Origin of the sequence: Microcoleus sp. FACHB-672, from assembly GCF_014695725.1 — a bacterium.
GTDB lineage: Bacteria > Cyanobacteriota > Cyanobacteriia > Cyanobacteriales > Oscillatoriaceae > FACHB-68.
Map to the genome: position 1 here is coordinate 363,942 of NZ_JACJOU010000007.1, position 19,261 is coordinate 383,202.

A 19,261-nucleotide genomic window follows, 5' to 3' on the forward strand; every position below is an offset into this window, starting at 1 on the left:
TTGCACCAGGTTAATTAACCGGCTTGTAATGCGAGTGCCGGATAATCGATATACCCTTTTTCTGTGCCGCCATAGAAAGTTGACGGATCTGGCTCGTTTAAAGATGCGTTTAACCGGAAGCGTTCAGGCAAATCGGGATTTGCAATGAAGAGTCTGCCGAATGAAATCAAGTCAGCGCCGCCGGCAGCAATCAGTTCATCTGCTGCTTGCTGATCGAAGCCGCCATTTGTCATCAAAATGCCTTTGTAAATCGAGCGGAAATAGCTTGTGGGGACAACCTTTCCTCCATGCCGGGTATCGGATTCAGTGCCCTCGATTAAGTGGAGATAAGCCAAATTAAAACGATTCAATGCCTCTACTAAATAGCCAAAGGTTGCCTCTGGATTCGAGTCGTGCATATCGTTGAAGGTACTGCTGGGTGAAAGTCGAATTCCGACACGATTCGCCCCCCACACCTTCACAACGGCTTCTGTGACTTCCAACTGTAGACGGGCGCGATTTTCAATAGAACCGCCATATTCATCTGTGCGCTTGTTTGTGCCATCGCGAAGGAATTGATCCAGCAAATAGCCATTTGCACCGTGGATCTCAACGCCATCAAAGCCGGCAGCGAGAGCATTTTCAGCGCCTTGGCGATACTGCTCAATAATTCCTGGTATCTCGTCTATTTCTAAAGCGCGAGGTGTGACAAACGGCTGCGATCCTGAAAAAGTCATTGCCTCACCGGCTGGTTTGACGGCGGAAGGGGCAACCGGCAGCGCTGCATCAGGTTGCAGCAATGGGTGAGAAATGCGCCCAACGTGCCACAGTTGCAAAAAGATTCGCCCGCCATGTTTATGAACTTCATCTGTCACCAGCCGCCATCCTTCTACCTGTTCGGATGAGTGAATTCCTGGCGTGAGTGGATACCCCTGTCCTTGTGGCGAAACTTGGGTTGCCTCGGAGATGATCAGGCCGGCTGATGCTCTTTGTACATAATAGGTTACATTCATTGGCCCTGGCACATTGCCATCACCGGCACGGTTGCGCGTCAGGGGTGCCATCACGAGCCGGTTCGGTAGTGTGTATGCGCCAACTTGAATAGGTGAGAGTAGATTAACGTTTGTACTCATGGGTTCAGTCTCCATTAATTAACAGTATTCAGGCTTGTTTCTAAATCGCCTAATCTTCTAAGTCTGGCTGCTTTCTGGCTGCTTTTTTTTAAACAGAATAAGTTTAGGCGACTTCTTCATCGGTTGTCTAGTTTTTCTCGATCAACGCATTTAGTTTTGCAGCCAGGGCTTGTTCTGTTACTACACCAACCATCCGATCAGCAACTAAGCCATTTTTGAAAAAAACAAGTGTTGGAATTGAGCGGATTTCATAATCATTGGCAATCTTCTCGGACTCGTCAACATTCAATTTTCCCACTTTGGCTTGGCCGGCAAATCGGGTAGCCATTGTTTCAATGGTGGGTCCTATGAGCCGGCATGGGCCGCACCAAGGTGCCCAGAAATCTACTAAAGTGAGTTCTTGGCTTTCGATCACTTCACTTTGGAAGTTTTCGTCTGTGAGTTTAATCGATTTGCTATTGCCTGCCATGATTTTTACTCCGTTCATAGTAATGAAATTTGGAAAATTAAAACAGCCAGGTTCAAGATTTACAAGATCAATCAAGTTTGCATAAAATTAGACCAGTCTACTACAAATTTTTCAAGTAAAGTTTTGACTGATTTCATAATTAATCAGTCAACCTTTGAGAGTTGATTCAAACACAATCTGGATGAAAGCTTCTAAGGGAGCGATAGTTTTGGTAACTTTGGCTCGGAGAATCGCTCCTTCCCAACTGTTTAACAGGAATTCTGCTAAGTCGTGAGGGTTAAGATCAGAAGGGATTTCACCGGCTTCTTGAGCTTCGTACAAGCATTTGGCAAAGCGCTCTCGCCAATGACTGAGAATTTCTTCCAGTCGTGAGCGAAAAATTTCGCTTTGATCGGCAAGTTCTTGGCTTAAATTACCAATTAGACAACCGTTACGGCACTGCCGAGACTCGAAGCGCTTACAGCTTTCCTCGAAGTGCCGGCGCAGGCGCGAAAGTGGTGTCAGGGTTTGATCTTCCAAACAGCGTTCTAAAGTGGCCTGATAAGCTTGCGCGTAGTTCTCAAGCACTTGAAGACCAAAATCTTCTTTGCTTTTGAAGTAATAGTAGAACGAGCCTTTCGGCACGCCGGCTGTTTGCAAAATCTCCTGAATGCCGGTGTGGTTAAAGCCTTTTTCTAGAATGATCCGTGTGCCGATCTCAAGAAGCGTTGTTTTGGTTGTTTCTTTGCCCATGTTTAATATAGTAGACTGGTCGTCTATAAATGTCAAGGATTAGGGGTGCTATCTGTATCGTTGCTGATTTAGCCGGGTTTACCGCCCTTAAGAGATGAGGAAATTAAAGACGGTTTCAGCAGTTATGAGAAAATCTTGCCGGTGTGGGAGTTGTTGTGTTTGCTAAAACTGGGGTGAGGATATCCGAAGCGGGCGATATTTTGCAATAATTAAGAAATGATTGAACTGCATTGTCACACAACCTATTCTGACGGCACACTCACACCTGGAGAACTTGTTGCTGCTGCGGTGAAAGCTGGAGTGGTTGCGCTAGCAATTACCGATCACGATACGGTATCGGGTTGGGATGAAGCGTTGGCTGCTGCCCAGCCGCATTCTTTAGAAATTGTACCCGGAGTAGAATTAAGCACGGTTCACAATGACCGTTCTCTGCACATTTTGGGCTTTTATCCAGATGCCAAAAAGTTACGGGGTGATCTGCAGGATCGTGTGGAAGGACGGAAACGCCGCGCCGCCCAAATGGTGGAGAAGTTAGCTGAATTAGGCTATCACATCGAGTTGCCGGATATGGGAGAGGGAATGGCACCAGGACGCCCTCATATTGCAACAGCAATGGTAAATGCCGGCTACGTGCACTCGAGTCGTGAGGCGTTTGATCGTTGGCTGGCTGATGGTAAACCGGCTTGCGTTGAGTATGAAAAGTTTTCAATCGTTGAAGGCATTGCTTTGTTACGCCGCAGCGGAGGGGTGCCGGTGTGGGCACATCCCTATTTATTCCGAGGCGGTACAGTTGAGCCGGTGTTAGAGGAGATGGTGGCAGCCGGTTTGATGGGGGTTGAAGTTTACCATCCTACCCACTCTCCCTCACAAGTTGATAATTTAAAGAAACTCTGTGCTGAGCATAATTTACTGATGACCGGCGGCAGTGATTATCATGGCCCTTGTGATTTGAAAGGAAAAGAGGCCATCCGCCTGAATATGCTCAATTTGCCGCTGGATTTGTTGGAACCGATTAAACAAGCCGCGCTTGATTTAAGGGATTAGGGGCATGGGGCATGGGGCATGGGGCATGGGGCATGGGGCATTTATTTCACCCCATCTCCCCCTCGCCCCATCTCCCCCTCTTAAACTGGGGAGACAAATGCCTAAGTCCTATGATGCTACTTGGAGCCGCTTGGCCCTAAACCGGCAACGCCGGCATAAAGGGCGCGTTCGCCTAATTCATCTTCGATTCGCAACAAGCGGTTGTATTTGGCAACCCGTTCACTGCGACACAAAGAGCCGGTTTTAATTTGGCCGGCACGAGTGGCGACGGCTAAATCGGCAATGGTTGTATCTTCAGTTTCCCCAGAACGGTGACTGATGATCGAACGAAAGCCTTTGCGCGTGGCAAGTTCGATGGTTTCCAAGGTTTCCGTTAATGAGCCGATTTGATTGAGCTTAATCAAAATCGAGTTGCCGGCACCCGTATCAATGCCTTTTTGTAACCGTTCGCGGTTGGTAACAAACAAGTCATCACCGATGAGTTGAATGCGACTGCCTAACTTTTGCGTCAGAAGCGTCCAGTTTTCCCAGTCTTCCTCGTGCAGTCCATCCTCAATGGAAACAATCGGGTATTGGTCTACCAATTTACCGAGATAATCGATAAATTCTGCCGGCGAATGAGCCGCACCATCGTAAGTGTACTGGCCATCTTTGTAAAACTCGCTGGCCGCCACGTCCATCGCTAAGGCCACTTGCTCACCCGGTTTGTAGCCGGCCTTTTCAATCGCCGCCATCAGCAACTCTAAAGCCGCCTGATTGGACTCTAAATTCGGCGCAAAGCCGCCTTCATCCCCCACCCCGGTGAGTAACCCTTTATCTTTCAAAACCTTCGCTAAAGCCTCAAACACCTCAGCTCCCCAGCGTAGGGCTTCCCGAAAAGATGGCGCACCCACCGGCACGATCATGAATTCCTGAAAATCCACATTATTGTCTGCGTGTGCTCCGCCGTTGATCACATTCATCAGCGGCACCGGCAGCACATTAGACAGGGGACTGCCCAGATAGCGGTAAAGCGGCAATCCCAAAGCATTCGCGCCGGCTTTGGCTGCCGCCAGAGAAACCGCTAAAATTGCGTTCGCTCCCAGGTTCGATTTATTGGGAGATCCATCGAGCTGAATCATCGCATAGTCGAGGGCCACTTGGTCAAGCACATCAAGTTCCAAGAGGCTGGCTTCAATTTTGTGCTTCACATTATCAACGGCTTTCATTACACCTTTGCCGCCGTAACGTCGGGCATCTCCATCCCGCAGTTCATGGGCTTCAAACGTGCCGGTGGAGGCACCGCTGGGCACTTGGGCTAATCCTGCATAGCCGCCAGCCAGGTAAACTTCGGCTTCAATCGTGGGGCGTCCGCGCGAGTCGAGAATTTCGCGGGCCTCAATTTTGATAATCGCGGTATCTTCCATGTTCAGCACTCTCACTCCATAACCTGGTAATCATTGAAACTCCAATTTGCACCCGAATGAGCGCTGGTGGAGTCTTTTTGGGCGAAATCCGTGTCTTTAGCAAGCTTCAACAATCTTTTTGCCCAATCGTTAGAATACCGACTAAATAGACTTCTGTTGGTTGATATTAAAGAAGTCTATGAATTTTGCCGGTCTTTATTTTTACCAACCGGCCTGAATTGGCGATCTGCCATAGAGCCGGTGGCGTGCCGGTAGAATGGGACATAGTTAACAAATTTGGAGTTGGCCATGCGATTGCTACACACAATGCTGAGAGTCGGCAACCTAGAAAAATCCCTCGACTTCTACTGCAACGTCTTAGGCATGAAGTTACTGCGCCAAAAAGACTATCCGGGCGGCAAATTTACCCTCGCCTTTGTCGGCTACGGCGATGAGTCTGACACAGCCGTCTTGGAATTGACTCATAACTGGGGCGTTGAGCAGTATAACTTAGGCGACGCCTACGGTCATATTGCACTGGGCGTGGATGACATTTACGCCACCTGCGAGCAAATCAAAGCCGGCGGAGGGAAAGTCACCCGCGAACCTGGGCCAATGAAGCATGGTTCTACAGTCATTGCCTTTATTGAAGATCCAGATGGTTACAAAGTCGAACTCATCCAGCTAAGCAGCCATAGCTCAGCCGGCAAGCAAGAAGAAGCCACACCACAGCCGGCAAGCCTGGGCTAGGAGCTAAAGGGACTAGGGTAGGGAGTGAAAATGCCCAATCCCCAATCCCCATACCTTTAGGTTGGCGAAGCCTTGCCCCATGCCCCCTAGGTTAAATAAGAGCGACAGGCAAAAGACCGCTTTAGTGTGAGGAGTACAATGTGAAACACGCTGATTGGCAGCTCCCCTCTCTGGGAGTAGTCGTCATGCTGAGTCAGATGCTGCCGGCATTTGCAGAATCTGCTGTGCCGGTGAAAAAAGCCGGTTTACAATCTATCCCAACTGTTGCTGAGTCTATTTCTTTTGAAATTAAAGAAAGCGGGCCGGTAAATGAAGAAATTCCCACCTCTGAATTTCCAAATTCCCAAATGCCGGCTCTCATTGAGAGTGCAGATCAGGAATCGATGGCCCAAGTCACTTCTGTAGAGCAGCTAGCTGACGTTCAACCGACAGATTGGGCTTATCAGGCTTTGAAATCCTTGATTGAGCGCTACGGCATCAGCTTGGGTTATCCTGACGCGACGTTTCGTGGCAATCAATCGATGACGCGATATGAATTTGCGGCGGCTTTAGAGGCTGTGCTGGAGAAGATTAAACCCCTGCTTGTCTCTGAGCAAGAGGTGCTGCAAGAAGACATCGTGACGCTGGAAAGACTGCAAAGAGACTTTGCCCAGGCTTTAGCCCAACTGCGAAACCGCTTGGATAATATTACCGCGCGGACAACAGAACTTGAGGAACGCCGGGTTTCCGCTACGACTAAGATGGCGGGTGAATTTATTTCAACGCCAACGTTTGGCAGGGATGCTGCCGCAACAGTAGTCTCTCGGTTGCGGCTGAACCTGCTCACCGACTGGCGAGAAACCGGCGGTTTTTTAACCACTCAGTTAGAAATGGGTTCCGGGGGAGGAGATGCCATCAGCCGTGCTCAAAATGAGGGGCTAAATTTGCTGGGCAGCACCGGCTCGTTTGCGGGTGCCGGCGGACTTGATTATGTCGGGGTAGATGAATCTGTCCGCTTACGCAAGCTTTACTTCACATTTGAGCCTTTGTCAAATGTTTCTCTGACGGTTGGCGCAAAAATGTCGCCCAGAGATTTTATTGATCGCAACCGATTTGCCAATAATGAAGCCGTTGATTTTAATTCCAGCTTTTTTCTGAATAATCCTTTAATTGTACAGAATCAGATTGACCGGCCTGGGGGTGCCGGTGCGGCGATTAATTGGAACCTTAAAGGCACTCCTTTTCGTGTGAATGCCCTCTACATTGCCACAGATGCCGGCGATCCAGACGCGGCAGATGGGGGGTTTTTTGAAGATCGCAACCAAGGCAGCCTCGAGCTACAATACTCCCCTAACCCAAGTTTAGCTGTGCGGTTGCAATACACCAGTGCTGCAATTAATAACACCGATATTAATGCGTTTGGCGTTAATGGAGAATGGGCTTACAACTCTCAACTTGCTGTGTTTGGTCGCCTCGGTTTTAGCAGCTACACCGGCTTTAATACCGAACTCGACAGAGACTTGGATGCACATCCCTGGACTTGGGCGGTGGGGGTGACGCTGCGGAATGCGCCGCTTCCGGGAACGCTTGCCGGTGTAGCGATCGGCCAGCCATTTATTACCGGCAGTGTCGGTGATGCAACACAAACTAATTTTGAGGCGTTTTACAATCTCTTGCTGAGTGACAATATTAGTGTGACCCCAGCTTTGCTAGCGGCGTGGAATGCTGACAATGACAGCGATAACGGATTAACTTGGCAATTCGCACTTCGCACCGTGATTTCGTTTTAGTTGTCTACAGTCCGTTGTCCCTTTGTAACCGAATGCTGAGCGATCTCAATAGAACCTGACAATTGACCTCTGACCTCTGAGCCTGACAAATAATGCAGCCAACTGATTCGACAAAATTTACCGATAAAGCCTGGGAAGCCGTTGTTAAATCCCAAGAAGTTGCCCGTCGCTTCCAGAATCAGCAGCTGGAGGTAGAGCACGTCGTCACTGCACTACTGGAACAACCCGAAGGACTTGCACCTCGGATTTTGAGTCGCGCCGGCGTCAATACTGAGCAACTGGTACAGCAATTAAAAGCTTTTGCTCAGCGCCAGCCAAAGGTCGCTAAAGTTGAGCAACTGTACTTGGGACGCGGCTTAGACATCTTATTAGACAAAGCTGAAGAGGCTCGCCAAGCTTTGCAGGATGAGTATATCTCGATTGAACATATACTGCTGAGCTTAGCCGATGACGAGCGTGTAGGCCGGCGGCTGCTGAAAACTTTCAATTGCGACCGCGCATCGCTGGAAACGGCGATTAAAGCAACCCGAGGCACCGCTAAGGTTCAAGATCAAACCCCGGAAAACAGTTACGAAGCTCTGGAAAAATACGGGCGAGACTTGACAGAACAGGCAAAAGGTGGCAAGCTTGACCCCGTTATTGGGCGGGATGAAGAAATTCGCCGCGTTATCCAAGTTCTTTCTCGCCGCATGAAGAATAACCCGGTGCTAATTGGAGAGCCTGGGGTAGGAAAAACGGCCATTGCAGAAGCGTTAGCCCAACGAATTATTAACGGCGATGTACCGGAATCTTTGAAAAATCGGCGGCTGATCGCTCTGGATATGGGCAGCTTGATTGCCGGCGCAAAATACCGGGGGGAATTTGAGGAGCGCCTGCGAGCGGTGCTGCGGGAAGTCATGGGATCTGACGGGCTAATTGTGCTGTTTATTGATGAGTTGCACACGGTTGTCGGTGCCGGCGCAAATAGTCAAGGTTCGATGGATGCCGGCAACTTGCTCAAACCGATGCTGGCACGCGGAGAATTGCGCTGCATTGGGGCAACAACCCTGGATGAATACCGCAAATATATCGAAAAAGATGCCGCCCTAGAGCGCCGGTTTCAACAGGTATTAGTCGATCAACCCACCGTCGAAGATACGATTTCTATCCTGCGGGGACTGAAAGAGCGTTATGAAATTCACCATCAAGTAAAAATCCTCGACTCCGCTCTGGTTGCGGCTGCCACCCTGTCTGCACGCTATATTGCTGACCGATTTTTGCCCGATAAAGCGATTGACTTGGTGGATGAGGCGGCGGCGAAGTTGAAGATGGAAATCACCTCGAAACCAGAAGAACTCGAAGGTGTAGATCGCCGGCTCATGCAACTACAGATGGAAAAACTTTCCCTAGAAGCAGAGCAGGCAAGCCGAGCAGCCGGTGAGCAGAGAAGTCGAAGTGCCGGTGAGCGGTTGGAGCGTATCGAACGAGAAATTACCAATTTAAAAGCAAAACAGCAGCACCTGAATTCCCAGTGGCAAGGCGAGAAGCAGATTTTGCAAGCAATCAACACTCTGAAGGAAGAAGAAGATCAGCTCCGGGTGAAAATAGAACGGGCAGAGCGTAATTATGATCTCAATACAGCCGCGCAGCTAAAATATGGGCGCTTAGAGGTTTTGCAGCGAGATCGTGAAGCCAAGGAAGCGGAACTGTTGAAACTGCAATCTCAAGGCTCGACGCTGCTACGGGAACAAGTCACAGAAGCCGATATTGCGGAAATTGTCGCAAAATGGACCGGCATTCCCGTTAATCGGCTGCTAGAGTCGGAACGGCGGAAATTGCTGCAATTAGAATCTCAATTGCACCAGCGGGTAATCGGGCAGCAGGAAGCCGTAGAAGCTGTTTCAGCGGCAATTCGTCGCGCTCGTTCCGGCATGAAAGATCCCGGTCGTCCGATTGGTTCCTTCTTGTTTATGGGGCCAACGGGGGTGGGTAAAACCGAGCTAGCAAGGGCATTAGCCCAGTCTCTTTTTGATAGCGAAGAATCCCTTGTGCGGATTGATATGTCGGAGTACATGGAGAAGCACGCGGTTTCACGCTTGGTGGGTGCGCCTCCGGGATATGTAGGTTATGAAGAAGGGGGTCAACTTTCGGAAGCAATTCGCCGGCATCCTTATTCGGTACTGCTGCTGGATGAGGTGGAGAAGGCTCACCCCGATGTGTTTAATATTTTGTTGCAGGTGTTGGATGATGGGCGAATTACGGATTCTCAAGGCCGGCTCGTAGATTTTCGCAATACAGTGATTGTGATGACGAGTAACATCGGCAGCGATCGCATTTTCGAGGCGCTGGGAGAAAAGCAACAGGCAGAAAACGGGCGTCAGGAAAAGTTATCGATCCAAAATCCCAAAAAGTCCAAATCTAAAAATCAAGATCCAGAGGAGGAGATGCGGAAAGGCGTAATGCAGTCATTGCGCGGTCATTTTCGCCCAGAATTTTTGAATCGGGTTGATGATATTATCCTGTTCCATCCCCTTAACCGCGCAGAATTGCGTCAAATTGTCGGCATTCAAATTAAACGCATTGAGCAACTTTTGGCGGATCAAAAAATTAGCTTCCACTTGATGAGCGCCGCCCAAGATTATCTAGCAGATGCCGGCTACGATCCGGTGTATGGTGCACGTCCTCTGAAGCGAGCAATTCAGCGAGAGGTGGAAAATCCAATTGCGACAAAGCTGTTGGAAAATACCTTTGTTGCCGGCGACACAATTGTGATTAATTGTGTGGATCGAACTTTAACTTTTACTCATAAAATGCCGGGGAGTGATGAGCCGGTTACTGAGCCGACTTCAGAGCCAGTTGTTGAGCCAGTTGCTAAGCCAGTTGTTGAGCCGATTGCTGCTGAACCAGTTTCTAAGCCGGTTGCTGAACCGCTTCCTAAGTCGGTGGGGCCGGCATTTGTTGATGATTCACCTGCCTCTATTCAATTAGTAGAAGTGAAAGGTGAAAAAATTGAGTGAGGCATAAGGCATTTAGGCATTAACTTTACACCCTTGTCACGAAGGGGCGAGGGGCAAGAAATATCAATTTATATTGCCCCATTCCCCATGCCCAATACCCAATGCCCAATGCCCATACCTTTAGGTTGGCGCAGCCCTGCCCCATTCCCCAATTAACAAATGCTCGTTCAACAGTTAAAAGCAAATTGGATTACACCGGCAAACTTTCAGCCTTACGGCCAAGTAATCTACGCTAGTAAAGACGGTGAAACCTATAATTCAGAAGACGCTCAATTGATACTTGATCGTGGAATTCCCCGATTTTATATCATGCGACTGGGTGAAAAAGGCCGGAAATTTCACAAAATTACTCGCCATCTTAACTGCACTCAATGTTTGGGTGCTTTGGAAGGGAAAGAGTGGTTGATGGCAGTTGCACCGCCGGCAGCTCGTGACAAGCCCGTGTTAGAAGAAATTGCGGCTTTTCGGATTCCCGGTAATTGTTTTATTAAATTACACTTGGGGACTTGGCACGCCGGCCCTTATTTCGACCATGAATTTGTCGATTTTTACAATTTGGAACTCAGTGACACGAATATTAACGATCACGACACTTGTAATTTACTGGAAACTTATCGTGTTGAGTTAGAAATGGTTTAACTGGCTGGAAGCCGACAGACTTTTTAAAGCAAAATTTTAATTTTTCGCTACCCTCGGCAGACAGCCTTGCTAGCTTGTAAAGTAAAGTTGGAAGTTTAAGCGTATGAGAAAACAACCATGTACGTGCTAATTGGCGGAGCCGGCTTAGTGGGGTTAACTTTGGCGCAAAAATTGGTAGAACTTGGGCATACTGTTGCCGTCATTGACATCGATCCTAACGCTTGCCGGTATGTCCGCGAACAAGTGGGAGCAATGGCTTTTGAAGGTAGTGCTGTTAGTACGGAAGTGCTGCTAGAAGCTGGAATTCGTAAAGCCGACTCCTTAGCAGCAGTTCTGCGAAACGATGCCTTAAATCTAGCAATGGTGACGCTTGCCAAACATTACGGAGTTTCCCACATTTTGACTCGATTGCGTCATCCTGATTTTGCTCCCCCGCTTCGTCTAGCTGGAGCTACCCATATTATCAGTACCGTTGAGCTAGGGGTTTCAACAATGGTTAATGCTATTGAATACCCTCAAGTTGAATCAATGATGCATTTTGAGCAGGGACAAATTGAGGTTTTAAAACTTCCTATCCCCAACAATTGCTATGTTGTTGGTCGTAGCGTTGCTGAAATTGCTCAAGATTCTCGATTCCCTACCGGCTCCCTGATTATTGGCTATCAACCCCATCCCCAAGAAAATTTGATGATTCCTAACGGCAGTACCGTACTAGAACCAGGTTCAACTGTGCTGATTGTAACTAAGCCAGGGTCATTACATCAAGTTATTGATTTCTTTGAAGGATGTAAATAACTTTAATGAAGCGATTCCTAACTTTTTTGGTATTGATTTTTGTTGTTTTGCTTTCTTCTTGCAACTCGCTTAATATTTCAACCAAGCAAGCAACCAATCCTGATAATTCAACTCAATCTCAACTCCAGATAGTTACTTTGGATGAAAATATAAAAATAGCTGCCGGTGAAACTTTATATGTTCCTGTGTATTCGCATATTTATTATGAAGATCAGCATAAAGTTCTTAATTTAGCTGCAACTCTCAGTCTTCGTAACACAGATTTTATCAATCCTATCATTATCACTTCCGTCCAATATTATGATTCAAACGGTAAATTAGTTAAGCAATATTTAGAGAAACCCATTCAACTCAATGCGATGGCATCTACAGATTTTGTTGTTCGTAGAACTGACACCACTGGAGGTGTAGGAGCTAACTTTATCGTGGAGTGGATAGCTGAAAAAGAAGTATCTGGGCCTGTAATTGAAGCCGTGATGATAGGAGCTGAATCAACTCAAGGAATTTCTTTTGTGAGTTCTGGCCGGGTGATTAAAACTCAAAAAAATTCTAAGCTTTACCCACCAAAAGATAATTCCTAAAAATTATCAATCATCTTCTAATATAAGTAACTGCTCATCTAGTTTTGTTAGCCGGCCTCGCACAATTTCTTCTGAAAGAATTCGCGTGCGGATTGCTTCGTTGAGTGCTGCTTTCTCTGCTAGCAATAAACGCCGACGAATAGCATCAAGTTTCCCAATTTCACCACTTTTGTTATCAAACTCATCTGGGCGGCGATTGTAAATTTCCCGTAGCGATTTTTCCGCGCCGGCTACCCGCACTTGATAAGCTGAGCGCATCTCTTCATAAACAGATTTTGGCAATACTCCTGACTTCAACAAGGTGTCTAATTCATCTTGTGCTGCCTTAGACGTGATTAACTGAGCTTGCAATTCTTCAATCTGCTGCTTTGCTTCTGAAAACTTAGATAAATTTAAGCGTTTTACTACCCAAGGCAAGCTTGAACCCTGTCCGACTAAGGACAGTAACACACAGCCGTAAATTATAGCGATAAAACCTTCACGCCCTGGTAGTGTGGTGGGTAAGCTTAATGCCAAAGCCATTGAAAGCGAACCTTTAATATTACCTAGAAAGAGTAAATGTTGCCAGGGTAGGGGAATTGGGCGATCTATCCAACGAATCCCTGCCAGCAGCGGATAAACTGAGAGAATACGACCAGCTTGAAAAGCCAAAACAGCAAGTAAAACAGCTGGTAACGCGTTCCAGAGCGTGATTAAATCTATTTCTACACCAATCAGCAGAAAAATAAAGGTGTTGACGCTAAAACTTGCATATTCCCAAAAGCTTAATAAGGTAATGCGAGTTGAAGCAGAAGTGGTACGAGAAAGCCCCAGATTCCCAAAAATTAATCCAGCCACAACGACTGCGACAGCACCGGAAACACCGAGAGATTGGCCGACCTGAAAAGTTCCTAAGGCAACGGCAACTGTTAGTAAAAGACTGCTTAGGGGGTCATCTAAGCGAGCAAATATAGGGATACTCAAATAACCTAAGATTAACCCTATAATGATGCCTCCGATAGCGATAAATAAAAACCCTTGGACTCCTTCTAGAAATGTCAGTGAGCCGGTTGAATAAACTTGTAAAACTAGGTTAAACAAAACTAGGGCTGTGGCATCATTGAATAAGGTTTCTCCTTCAACAATTGTCGAAAGTCTTGAGGGGACAGGCATTTCTTTAAAAATGGCAATCATTGAAACTGTATCAGTGTTTGCCAAAATGACTCCTAGAAGTATCGCGGGTATCCAAGCGAGTCCGAGGCCAAATTTCAATAGAATAGCAATAATACCTGATGAGATCGCAGATCCTGGCACAGCTAGGAGAGCAATTGGTTTAAAGGTGCTGCGGAGACGGCTAATATCTGTATTGATGCCGGCTTCAAAGATGAGAATAGGCAGGAAAAGATTCAACACTAGGGACGGATCTAGTCCAGTACGGCGGGGTAGCAAATCAGTAACAGCTAAGCCGGCTAATACTAAACCCGTAACGTAGGGAAGACGAAACCGGCGTGTTAGAAGGGCAACGCCGGTAGCACCCAAGAGCAAAATGATTAGAGTAATAACTAATTCAGCAACATTTTCCTGACTGTTGCTAACTGCGGCATCTAGGTTGGCTAGGAGTAACTGCCCTAAATGGCATGGCATGATTTGTGTCACTTGAAATAAACCCCAAACGCTTGGTAAGGTTATAGATTAGCCATGAAAAGCCTCTTTAGCTCTCAACTTCAGCTTTTTTGATAAGCTGAAACTCCATATTTAAAAAAAATTAAAATTACCAATAGTCAAGAGAGAAGCAGCGAAGTTTCTTGCTAAATATTAGCAACGGCATCTGGCAACTCAAATTTACCATCTTCTTGAGGTTCAAAATCTATCACTTGGATAACGGCATCAAGATTTAACGGCCCATAGATGTGAGGAAAATGCTTACTTTCTACCGCTTCATATCGAATTTCTGATTGAACTTGTTCTTCTTGAATACAAAAAATAACTAAGCCTTTTTGATTCTTAAAAAAAAGGTTAGCAGTTTGGATAATTTGCTGAGGGGTTGAGCAGTGAATAAAGCCTTCTGTCTCTAATGTTGGGCTGTAATAAACTCCTGCCGGTTTTGCGTGTTCCCACTGTTCGCGCTTTGTAATGTGTAAAATAACACTCACTTAAACGTCCTCAAGATAGATATCGCTTAATCTTTTCCTTAAAAGCCCACCCTTCTGAATAAAGAGATTTGGTAATTGTAACCGCAATCCCGGCAGTTTTAAGAATTTATCCAGGATTTTGAGTTTAGTCCATCAGATAGTTAACGTAGCCATTAGCGAAAAGCCGGCACTGCTGTTCTACGCAAAACGCTTAAATCCTCTTCATCCAGTTCCACCGGCACTCCACTATGAATCAGTTCAGCAAAGTTTTCATTCGGCACCATAATACACAAGGCATACAGCCGGCTAGAACCTGTATTTTCAATCAGATGGATACCCGTGGGTGGCACTAAAATACTATCGCCGGCACGAATTGGAACGGTTTTTCCATCACAGCTTGCTTGTCCTTCTCCTTTGAGAATGAAAAACATTTCAGTGGCGTATTGATGCCGGTTAGGAGGCGTTTTTCCGCCAACATCAAAGATTTCCACACATAACGTCACAGAAAAATTTGCAGTTGTTGGCTCAAATACAATGGCTAAACGATTCGTATCATTAGGACTAATGCGAAATGCTTGATAGTCCTTGGGAGACTTGACCACCGGAATCACGCAACGAGAGGCATCCATCTGGGGTTTCTCCTGTGAAGAATAAAGAATGAATAACTGATTTACTTTCTTTCTCGATTCTCAATCCTTAATTTTCAATTTTCAAGGGCATCGAAAATCCCTTGAGAATCTGTCACAAATCCGAAGCACTGCTTAACATTATAAAGGGTTGCTTGCAGGCAAAAGTCTGGGGACGTGGTGCCGGCGCAATCTTTAACTAAAATACAGTCATAACCGAGGAAATTTGCATCTTGCAGGGTTGCCATCACACACTGATCGACATTTACGCCGGCAAAGAATAAAGTGGTTTTTCCCAAGTTCCGTAAGATGCTATCTAAAGGCGTGTCCCAAAACCCACTCATTCGATATTTATCCACTCGGATATCTTGGGGTAACGGTTCAAGTTCATCAACAACGGCGGCGGCCCAACTGCCGGCTTCTAATACCTTCGCACCGTTATTCGGCAACGGATCACCGAGTCCAACGCCGTTCCCAGCAGGGTTGTAAACATGACGTGAGGCAGCGCTAATATTTAACAAATCCGGTCGATTACCCCAATTAATCCAAATTACAGGAATGCCGGTTTTTCGCAGCGCCGGCAGCAATGCTTGTAAAGGCTCAATAGGAGATCGTGCCGGTGTCACATCCACGCCAATATGCGCCAACCAACCATCTGGGTGGCAAAAGTCATTCTGCATATCAATCACAAGAATGGCTGCTTTTGCCAAGTCTAGGCGTAATTTTTTAGTTTCTGTTACTAAATTAACTGGGTGCGGTTCCAAGGGAGGGCGGGTGATATCTGCAATCGCTTCATCAACTGCCCAAGCGTTAGGGGGAACTCCTAAAATGCGTAAATCGGGATTTATATTCATAAGCAAGCCGGCTCATGCCAAATCTCTTTTAAGAGTTTTTGTAACTTTCCACATTTGTTGACATTTAGAAATAGAGATTGCCTCCCTCATGATTTTTGCCTATAACACTCAGTAAAATACTGGCGATATTGCTGCCATCTTTTAAGACATTAGCTTAACTCACAATTTGGCAGTGAAGGCTATAGAAGCGCGACCGATGAAACAAAACTTATAAATAGGGTCATACTCGGAAAGACGAGCGAATACAGATGTGCTTGACAGTTTTCTCTGTTGCATTGAAACAAATTGGCGTTTGCCTGCTGATTAGAGCCGGTGCAGAGCTGTAAAATCGGCAAAGAGAATGATATAAATAGTGTTGAAGAGCCGCCAACCTATTTTTCTTGGAATATATAATGACGAATAACAAACTCGAACAAATCGACCAAAATCTAATTAAGCTATTAAAGGAAAGAATTTCGCTATTAGCTGAATCTGAACGTCCTTCTCTAGAAGAACAACTGTCTCAATCGAAACCCCTACTTGTCCAAGAGGGCGTTCCTGAATTTGTCTGGGAAAACGTCATTACCAGTTGCGCGGCTGCGCTTGCCACTGCCCCCTTATCTGCAACAAACGTCACTCCGCGACGCGTGGTTGTGGTTGGTGGGCGGGGCATGATGGGGCAATTTTTCACGCAGCAGCTAACCGCAGCAGGACATCAAGTTAAAAGTTTAGGGCGCAATGACTGGAACCAAGCTGAGAACCTGCTAGGTGATGCAGAATTTGTTTTGGTTTGCGTTCCGATTGAACGGACAATAGAAATAATTGAGCAAACTGCTAAATATCTTTCACCGACTGCTGTGCTAGCTGATATTACTAGCATTAAAACTCCCTTTGTGGAGGCGATGCTGAAGTACCATAGCGGGCCGGTTGTGGGCTTGCATCCGATGTTTGGCCCTGGTGTTAAATCATTTTTATCTCAAACAGTTGTCGCTTGTCCGGGGCGGGGCGAAGCAGCGTTTCAATGGCTTTTAGAGTTAATTAAAAGCCTGGGCAGTAACTTAATTGTCTGTCCAGCAGAAGAACATGATCAAATGATGATTGCGGTTCAGGCGATTCGGCATTTTTCTACGTTTAGCTTAGGTGTTTTCTTAGCAGAAGAAGGCGTTGACATTACTCGCAGTTTAGAATTTTCAAGCCCGATTTATCGCCTAGGAATTAATTTAGTGAGCCGGCTTTTCGCTCAGGATGCCTCGCTGTATGTAGACATCATGCTGGCAACAGAAGAACGCTGTGAAGCGATTGCGAGACTGGCAACCACCATCAGCCGGCTGGCAAATTTAGTCACAGAAAAAGATCGGGATGCCTTGCTGAGCCAATTTGAACAAGTTCACAGTGTGTATAGAGAAGAGGCTGATCGCGCCATGCGAGAAAGCAACCACGTCCTCAATGCTTTGAGTGCAATCATCGCTGCCGGTGAGGTTGAACAAGGCAAGTATTAATTATTTAGCAGAAATAAATTTTTCAATTCCAGACAACTTTACTAAACTGTAGACCTGTTTCTTACGACTCGTAAAAAAAGCTGCCGGTTGATACTGGCAGCTTTTTCTCTTTAAGGAAACAAAGGAAACGGGACTAACAAAAAACCTACTTTAGGCTTTTACAAGCATGACGGTGCCATGCTTCACCCTTTACTCTTCACCACCCGTTGACTCTTCTTGATCTGTCGCATTCATGGGTGAGCGCTCTCTTCTAGAAAAGCGACCCGTCGTTGTTTGTTTCCGAAACTGCCGTGCATATTCTCGATTACGCAGTGCTTTTTCTTTCTTTGGATTGCGGCGTTTTGCCATGTTTACCTCAATAAATAAAAAACAAGAACTTTTCTAAACTTTTGCTGTGCGAGTTGCCTGTGTGCCTTACTCAGGCGTTTGACGAGCGTTCTGAGTGGAGAGTTATCTATTTCTTGCTCAGAAATCGGTCTTTCCAACTTAGGAGTGTTCTCCTTTCTCGTGAGAGAGGTTCAACTACTTTGGCCGGCTGACAGCTAAAGCTTTCTGTGAACTTCTCAACCGCTCAATGTTGAACTTTTCTCCAACCGGATCGCTCAACGACTGACGTTACCAAACTCGCATCTGCAAGGTATATGATAACAGTTTGGTGACGGAGCCTTCAGAGATTCGTTTCTCTTTTCTTAATTTGCCGACTCAAAATTTAATCTTATACTCATTGACAAAATTCACAGATGACCCTTCAACCTGGTGATATCGCTCCCGACTTTAGCCTGCCCGACGCCGGTGGCAACGCAGTTCGTTTAGCAGATTTTCGGGGAAAGCAAGTTGTACTCTACTTTTACCCCCGCGATAACACTCCAGGCTGCACGAAAGAAGCTTGCGGTTTTAAAGATGCCCACTCCAATTATCAGGCTCAAGATGTGGTGGTATTGGGTATCAGCCCAGATGATGCCAAATCCCACACAAAATTTGCTCAGAAATTTCAACTGCCCTTTCCCCTCCTGTGCGATCTCGATGCCAAAGTGGCGACTGCTTATGAAAGCTATGGACTTAAAAAATTTATGGGGAAAGAATTTATGGGCGTTCACCGCACGACGTTTGTGATCGGTGCAGATGGTAGGATTGAAAAAATCTACCGCAAAGTGAAACCGGAATCCCACGCCGCCCAAATCCTCGCTGACTTGGGACAAGAGAAGGGGTGAGGGGACGTTGTTTAAAGCGAATCTATTTGAGTTATCCTGATAAAACCTTCAAAGATGCCGGTGTGGCACAACCCACCCTAGCCAAACGTCCTGAACAATGTCTTCTTGTAGAGCGAAAGCTTCCTAACTTATGCGTCGTTTATGGCAGTTCGTGCAAACCGTGCTGGGGATTATTTTCCGTCATCCAATCACCGGCACTACCATCATCCCCATATTACCTGATGGCAAGATTGCCTTAGTTCGCCGGCAAGATACAGGTGAGTGGGGTTTGCCGGGAGGCATTGTGAATTGGGGAGAAGATATTGCCACTGCTGCTAAACGCGAACTCGCAGAAGAAACGGGGCTGGAATTAGTAAAAGTTCGCCGATTAGTTGGCGTTTATTCTGCACCTGATCGCGATCCGAGAATTCATTCTATTTGCATTCTCATAGAAGCAGAAGTGCAAGGAAATATGCAAATTGAGGATAGTCTAGAAATTGGAGAAGTTCGGGCATTTTTGCCGGCAGACTTGCCAGAAGGTAAACTTGCTCACGATCACACCCAACAATTACAAGACTATTTAAACGGTGTCACTACCTTAGCTTAACCAAAATTTGGGACTCTCAACCTTATCCCAACTAATTTTATATCACCTAAACAAAACTCTGACTTAGCTAGTTAGCCCCTAAATTATCGATTTGCGCGAGAAATAAAAGTTGTTTATTTTTTT

The 19,261-nt window shown here is 46.5% G+C and carries 20 protein-coding genes; 11 read left to right on the forward strand and 9 right to left on the reverse strand.

All coding sequences use genetic code 11. The annotated features are described in order from the left end of the window. Window positions 1-14: 14 nt before the first annotated feature. From H6F56_RS05165 to H6F56_RS05175, 3 genes are all read right to left on the reverse strand, one after another. Window positions 15-1,112, reverse strand: coding sequence for an alkene reductase (locus H6F56_RS05165; protein WP_190665767.1), 1,098 nt, complete (start codon window positions 1,110-1,112; stop codon window positions 15-17). 127 nt (window positions 1,113-1,239) lie between these two features. Beyond that, window positions 1,240-1,581 carry a thioredoxin gene (gene trxA / locus H6F56_RS05170; protein ID WP_190665768.1) on the reverse strand — a complete coding sequence of 114 codons (342 nt, stop codon included), beginning with the start codon at window positions 1,579-1,581 and terminating at the stop codon, window positions 1,240-1,242. Between the two features lie 147 nt (window positions 1,582-1,728). Then, window positions 1,729-2,313, reverse strand: a complete 585-nt coding sequence (locus H6F56_RS05175) for a TetR/AcrR family transcriptional regulator (RefSeq protein WP_190665769.1) — start codon at window positions 2,311-2,313, stop codon at window positions 1,729-1,731. Window positions 2,314-2,529: 216 nt separating this feature from the next. Between H6F56_RS05175 and H6F56_RS05180 the strand changes: the two genes are divergently transcribed. Then, window positions 2,530-3,357, forward strand: coding sequence for a PHP domain-containing protein (locus tag H6F56_RS05180; protein WP_190665770.1), 828 nt, complete (start codon window positions 2,530-2,532; stop codon window positions 3,355-3,357). 116 nt (window positions 3,358-3,473) lie between these two features. Here the strand turns inward: H6F56_RS05180 and eno are convergent, their stop codons facing one another. Continuing rightward, entirely contained in the window at window positions 3,474-4,763 is a 1,290-nt protein-coding gene (eno, locus tag H6F56_RS05185) for a phosphopyruvate hydratase (RefSeq protein ID WP_190665771.1), read from the reverse strand. A 90-nt stretch (window positions 4,764-4,853) separates the two neighbouring features. Between eno and H6F56_RS05190 the strand changes: the two genes are divergently transcribed. The 7 genes from H6F56_RS05190 (at window position 4,854) to H6F56_RS05220 (ending at window position 12,272) form a co-directional block, all read left to right on the forward strand. Further along, window positions 4,854-5,018 carry a hypothetical protein gene (locus H6F56_RS05190; RefSeq protein WP_190665772.1) on the forward strand — a complete coding sequence of 55 codons (165 nt, stop codon included), beginning with the start codon at window positions 4,854-4,856 and terminating at the stop codon, window positions 5,016-5,018. A gap of 33 nt (window positions 5,019-5,051) precedes the next feature. Continuing rightward, window positions 5,052-5,492, forward strand: a complete 441-nt coding sequence (gene gloA, locus H6F56_RS05195) for a lactoylglutathione lyase (protein WP_190665773.1) — start codon at window positions 5,052-5,054, stop codon at window positions 5,490-5,492. 140 nt (window positions 5,493-5,632) lie between these two features. After that, on the forward strand, window positions 5,633-7,261 hold the full coding sequence (locus H6F56_RS05200) for an iron uptake porin (RefSeq protein WP_309236442.1): 1,629 nt from the start codon (window positions 5,633-5,635) through the stop codon (window positions 7,259-7,261). A 92-nt stretch (window positions 7,262-7,353) separates the two neighbouring features. Beyond that, the gene (clpB, locus tag H6F56_RS05205) at window positions 7,354-10,257 is read left to right on the forward strand and encodes an ATP-dependent chaperone ClpB (RefSeq protein WP_190665774.1); all 2,904 of its coding nucleotides are present in this window, start codon (window positions 7,354-7,356) and stop codon (window positions 10,255-10,257) included. 159 nt (window positions 10,258-10,416) lie between these two features. After that, complete coding sequence (locus tag H6F56_RS05210; RefSeq protein ID WP_190665775.1) at window positions 10,417-10,896, forward strand: ureidoglycolate lyase; 480 nt, start codon at window positions 10,417-10,419, stop codon at window positions 10,894-10,896. A 117-nt stretch (window positions 10,897-11,013) separates the two neighbouring features. Beyond that, window positions 11,014-11,691 carry a potassium channel family protein gene (locus tag H6F56_RS05215; protein ID WP_190665776.1) on the forward strand — a complete coding sequence of 226 codons (678 nt, stop codon included), beginning with the start codon at window positions 11,014-11,016 and terminating at the stop codon, window positions 11,689-11,691. Between the two features lie 5 nt (window positions 11,692-11,696). Next, on the forward strand, window positions 11,697-12,272 hold the full coding sequence (locus tag H6F56_RS05220; RefSeq protein ID WP_190665777.1) for a DUF3124 domain-containing protein: 576 nt from the start codon (window positions 11,697-11,699) through the stop codon (window positions 12,270-12,272). 6 nt (window positions 12,273-12,278) lie between these two features. On the opposite strand, the gene H6F56_RS05225 is transcribed toward H6F56_RS05220, so the two are convergent. From H6F56_RS05225 to H6F56_RS05240, 4 genes are all read right to left on the reverse strand, one after another. After that, a complete protein-coding gene (locus H6F56_RS05225) occupies window positions 12,279-13,895 on the reverse strand; it encodes a cation:proton antiporter (protein ID WP_190665778.1) in 1,617 nt (538 codons plus the stop codon). Window positions 13,896-14,059: 164 nt separating this feature from the next. Continuing rightward, entirely contained in the window at window positions 14,060-14,404 is a 345-nt protein-coding gene (locus H6F56_RS05230; RefSeq protein ID WP_190665779.1) for a DUF952 domain-containing protein, read from the reverse strand. Between the two features lie 152 nt (window positions 14,405-14,556). Next, on the reverse strand, window positions 14,557-15,012 hold the full coding sequence (locus tag H6F56_RS05235; protein ID WP_190665780.1) for a cupin domain-containing protein: 456 nt from the start codon (window positions 15,010-15,012) through the stop codon (window positions 14,557-14,559). Window positions 15,013-15,086: 74 nt separating this feature from the next. Beyond that, on the reverse strand, window positions 15,087-15,863 hold the full coding sequence (locus H6F56_RS05240) for a cysteine hydrolase family protein (protein WP_199312580.1): 777 nt from the start codon (window positions 15,861-15,863) through the stop codon (window positions 15,087-15,089). 392 nt (window positions 15,864-16,255) lie between these two features. On the opposite strand from H6F56_RS05240, the gene tyrA reads away from it, so the two are divergent. Further along, entirely contained in the window at window positions 16,256-17,341 is a 1,086-nt protein-coding gene (gene tyrA, locus H6F56_RS05245; RefSeq protein ID WP_190665781.1) for a bifunctional chorismate mutase/prephenate dehydrogenase, read from the forward strand. Between the two features lie 189 nt (window positions 17,342-17,530). Here the strand turns inward: tyrA and H6F56_RS05250 are convergent, their stop codons facing one another. Continuing rightward, window positions 17,531-17,689: a hypothetical protein gene (locus H6F56_RS05250; RefSeq protein WP_190665782.1), complete on the reverse strand. Its 159-nt coding sequence runs from the start codon at window positions 17,687-17,689 to the stop codon at window positions 17,531-17,533. 392 nt (window positions 17,690-18,081) lie between these two features. Here H6F56_RS05250 and bcp point away from each other — a divergent pair, with 392 nt between their 5' ends. Beyond that, window positions 18,082-18,552 (forward strand): thioredoxin-dependent thiol peroxidase, encoded by a 471-nt coding sequence (gene bcp, locus H6F56_RS05255; protein WP_190665783.1) that lies wholly within the window; start codon window positions 18,082-18,084, stop codon window positions 18,550-18,552. Window positions 18,553-18,682: 130 nt separating this feature from the next. Continuing rightward, a complete protein-coding gene (locus H6F56_RS05260) occupies window positions 18,683-19,138 on the forward strand; it encodes an NUDIX domain-containing protein (protein WP_190665784.1) in 456 nt (151 codons plus the stop codon). Window positions 19,139-19,261: the final 123 nt, after the last annotated feature.

Coding starts and splice junctions, on each gene's coding strand:
- H6F56_RS05175 (WP_190665769.1), bottom strand. CDS start 2,313: ATGGGCAAAGAAACAACCAAAACAACGCTTCTTGAGATCGGCACACGG.
- H6F56_RS05235 (WP_190665780.1), bottom strand. CDS start 15,012: ATGGATGCCTCTCGTTGCGTGATTCCGGTGGTCAAGTCTCCCAAGGAC.
- H6F56_RS05210 (WP_190665775.1), top strand. CDS start 10,417: ATGCTCGTTCAACAGTTAAAAGCAAATTGGATTACACCGGCAAACTTT.
- H6F56_RS05260 (WP_190665784.1), top strand. CDS start 18,683: ATGCGTCGTTTATGGCAGTTCGTGCAAACCGTGCTGGGGATTATTTTC.
- H6F56_RS05180 (WP_190665770.1), top strand. CDS start 2,530: ATGATTGAACTGCATTGTCACACAACCTATTCTGACGGCACACTCACA.
- H6F56_RS05225 (WP_190665778.1), bottom strand. CDS start 13,895: ATGCCATGCCATTTAGGGCAGTTACTCCTAGCCAACCTAGATGCCGCA.
- H6F56_RS05250 (WP_190665782.1), bottom strand. CDS start 17,689: ATGGCAAAACGCCGCAATCCAAAGAAAGAAAAAGCACTGCGTAATCGA.
- bcp (WP_190665783.1), top strand. CDS start 18,082: ATGACCCTTCAACCTGGTGATATCGCTCCCGACTTTAGCCTGCCCGAC.
- tyrA (WP_190665781.1), top strand. CDS start 16,256: ATGACGAATAACAAACTCGAACAAATCGACCAAAATCTAATTAAGCTA.
- eno (WP_190665771.1), bottom strand. CDS start 4,763: ATGGAAGATACCGCGATTATCAAAATTGAGGCCCGCGAAATTCTCGAC.
- H6F56_RS05240 (WP_199312580.1), bottom strand. CDS start 15,863: ATGAATATAAATCCCGATTTACGCATTTTAGGAGTTCCCCCTAACGCT.
- H6F56_RS05215 (WP_190665776.1), top strand. CDS start 11,014: ATGTACGTGCTAATTGGCGGAGCCGGCTTAGTGGGGTTAACTTTGGCG.
- gloA (WP_190665773.1), top strand. CDS start 5,052: ATGCGATTGCTACACACAATGCTGAGAGTCGGCAACCTAGAAAAATCC.
- H6F56_RS05165 (WP_190665767.1), bottom strand. CDS start 1,112: ATGAGTACAAACGTTAATCTACTCTCACCTATTCAAGTTGGCGCATAC.
- clpB (WP_190665774.1), top strand. CDS start 7,354: ATGCAGCCAACTGATTCGACAAAATTTACCGATAAAGCCTGGGAAGCC.
- trxA (WP_190665768.1), bottom strand. CDS start 1,581: ATGGCAGGCAATAGCAAATCGATTAAACTCACAGACGAAAACTTCCAA.
- H6F56_RS05220 (WP_190665777.1), top strand. CDS start 11,697: ATGAAGCGATTCCTAACTTTTTTGGTATTGATTTTTGTTGTTTTGCTT.